Here is a 2607-nt window from a genome sequence, read left to right as displayed (position 1 = left end):
GGCCAGCATCTCGGGGTCGTCGGCCGCGGCCCGTACGGCGGCGCCCGCGCGGGTGCGGGTGAGCACCCAGGTGCCGGCGGCGGCGAGGACCACGGCCATGACGATGAACCCGAGCCGGTAGGCGGGGTAGCGGTGGCCGAGGAGGTCGACGGAGGTGTCCAGCGCCTCCGGGACGCGTACGGGCATCTCGTCCGCGCCGAACCCCTCGACGAGCAGGTTGCCGCCGATGAGCGCGAGCCCGAACGTCAGCAGCGCCTGGTCGAGATGCCCCCGGCGGGCGAGTGGCGCCGTCGCCGCCGACAGCACCGCGCCCGCCGCGCAGGCGGCAGCGGTGCCGGCGACCAGGCCGAGGGCCAGGCCGCCCCAGGTGCCGTCGCTCAGCTCGGCGCCGGTGTAGGCGCCGACCGCGTACAGCGTGCCGTGCGCCAGGTTGAGCACGCCGGCGGTGCCGAACGCCAGGCTCAGGCCGGCGGCGACGACGAACAGCAGCAGCCCGTAGGCGACGCCGTCGACCGCCGGCACGAGCTGGGCATCGAGTGCCCCCATGTCAGTCGCCGAGCGTGGCCAGGTCCTGGACCGTGACGTTGGAGAGTTGCTCGCCGTCCTTGCGGACCTCGCGCAGGTACCACTTCTGCACCGGCGCGTGCGACTTCTTGCCGAACTCCCAGGAGCCGCGCGGGCTGTCGATCTGGCCGAGGCCGCCGAGGGCCTCGTTGATGGTCTCCGAGTTCACCTCGCCCTTCTCGGCGGCGTCGGCGATCGCCATGTCGAGCACGTGGGCGGCGTCGTACGAGGCCATGGCGTACTCGGTGGGCGGCGTGTCGTGCTTGGCGGTCCAGTCGGAGACGAACTTCCGGTTGGCGTCGTTGTCCAGGTCGGGCACGTAGTTGAAGACGGACTGGATGCCTTCGGCCGCGTCACCCTGGGCGTTGAGGAGGGTGCCCTCGGTCAGCGCGCCGGAGGCGTACAGCGGCAGGTCGGCGATGTCCGACTGGGCGTACTGCTTGACGAAGTCGATCGCCGCCTTGCCGGCGTAGAAGGTGTACACCGCCTTGGCGTCGGACCGGGCGATCTCGGCGAAGTACGGGGTGAAGTTGGTGGTGTCGGGGAACGGCGTCCAGGCGGTCTCGCCGTCCGGGTTGGCCAGCTCGCCGCCGATCTCGTCGAACGTGTCGGTGAAGCCGCCGACCTGGTCGTAGCCGCCCTGGTAGTCCGGGCCGATGGCGTAGACCGGGCCGTCGACCTCCTCCTTCACGTACGGGGCGATGGCGGTGCCCATGTCCTTCGAGAGGAAGGACGTGTGCCAGACGCGGGAGACGTCCTTCAGCTCCGGGCGGCCGTTGGAGCTGACCAGCGGGATCTTGTTCTGCTCCAGCATCGGCAGCACGGCGTTGTACGAGCCGTTGGCGACGATGCCGGTCATCACGTCGACCCGGTCCTTCTTCACCAGCTTGGTGGCCGAGGGCACCGCGGTGGGCGGGCCGTCCCCCTCGTCGCCCACCGAGAGTTCGACCTCGCGCCCGCCCAGCTTGCCGTCGTGGGTGTCCAGGTAGAGCTGGAAGCCGTTGCGCAGGTCGGTGCCCACGGGCTCGTACGTACCCGAGAGGGACGCCAGCAGGCCGACCTTCACCGTATCGTCGCCGGAGCCGCTGTCCCCGCCGCTGCAGCCCGCGAGGGCCAGCGAGGCGGCGACTGCTGCGGCGGCGGAGGCCCGGGTTCTGCTACGGCCCGGGCGGCGTATGGATGCGTTGACGAACACGAAGGCTCCCGAGGGAAAAATGAGGGATGGACTGGGGGTCGGTCCGGGGGGATCGCGGGTGGGGGTGGGAGTGAAAAGGGGTGAACGGGATACACGGGGTGTGGAGCGACGACGGGCGGACGAACGACGGACCCGGCGGCCGGGCGCGCGGGCGGGGTGAGGGGGCCCGCCCGTGCGGCGGCGTCAGGAGGCGGGCTGCGAGTCCCGCAGTTGGGGGCTGAGCGCCTCGCCGACCTGGTTGATCAGCTCGGACATCATGTAGCTGACCTCGCCGATGTCCGCGTCCCGGGTGGTGGTGACCAGGAGGGACGCCCCGCTGGAGACCGCCATGGAGAACATGTAGCCGCCCTCCATGGCGGTCAGGGTGTGCTCGACGGGGTCGGCCTCGATCAACTGGGCGGCGCCGGAGAGCAGGTTGACGATGCCGGAGGCGATGGCGGCCAGCCGGTCCGCGTCGTCCTGGTCCACCCCGGTGAAGGCCAGGGCGAGGCCGTCCACGGAGACGGCGATGACCTGGGTGACCTCGGGGATGCGACGGGCGAAGTCACTCAGCAGCCAGCTCAGGTCGGCGGTGGATGGGGTCGTCATCACGTGCTCCGTTGCGAGTCGTCGTCGTTTGCGGTCCGGGTACGGCCGCTGTTCCTGGCGGTACGGGAACGGCCTCCGTCGTCGTGACGAGGACGGCCGTCGTCCCTTCCGCCGCTGCCGCCCGCACCTGCCGGGCGGCCGCGGTCGGCGGCACCTCCGGCTCCCTCACGGCGGCCGGTGCTCCTGCTGATGCCCTGGGTGTACGCGGCCAGCACGTCGGAGATCTGCCGGGAGTCCCGGCGCTTCGCGGGCGCCGGCTT

Annotated in this window: 3 protein-coding genes and 1 pseudogene; all 4 read right to left on the bottom strand. The window is 71.7% G+C overall.

All coding sequences use genetic code 11. The features are described from left to right. The coding region (locus H5J30_RS26575; protein WP_445194960.1) for an ABC transporter permease subunit at positions 1-546 on the bottom strand (546 nt) is incomplete at its 3' end. Between the two features lies 1 nt (position 547). Continuing rightward, positions 548-1759, bottom strand: coding sequence for an ABC transporter substrate-binding protein (locus tag H5J30_RS26570; protein WP_181789869.1), 1212 nt, complete (start codon positions 1757-1759; stop codon positions 548-550). 183 nt (positions 1760-1942) lie between these two features. Further along, a complete protein-coding gene (locus H5J30_RS26565; RefSeq protein ID WP_181789868.1) occupies positions 1943-2347 on the bottom strand; it encodes a roadblock/LC7 domain-containing protein in 405 nt (134 codons plus the stop codon). Then, positions 2347-2607: pseudogene (locus H5J30_RS36060) on the bottom strand (hypothetical protein); the annotation flags it as partial. The pseudogene H5J30_RS36060 and the gene H5J30_RS26565, both read right to left, overlap by 1 nt.

Origin of the sequence: Streptomyces phytophilus, assembly GCF_013870535.1 — a bacterium.
Taxonomy (GTDB): Bacteria; Actinomycetota; Actinomycetes; order Streptomycetales; family Streptomycetaceae; genus Streptomyces; species Streptomyces phytophilus.
Note: the sequence above shows the minus strand (reverse complement) of the source record. Positions and strands in the feature narration are given on the sequence as shown.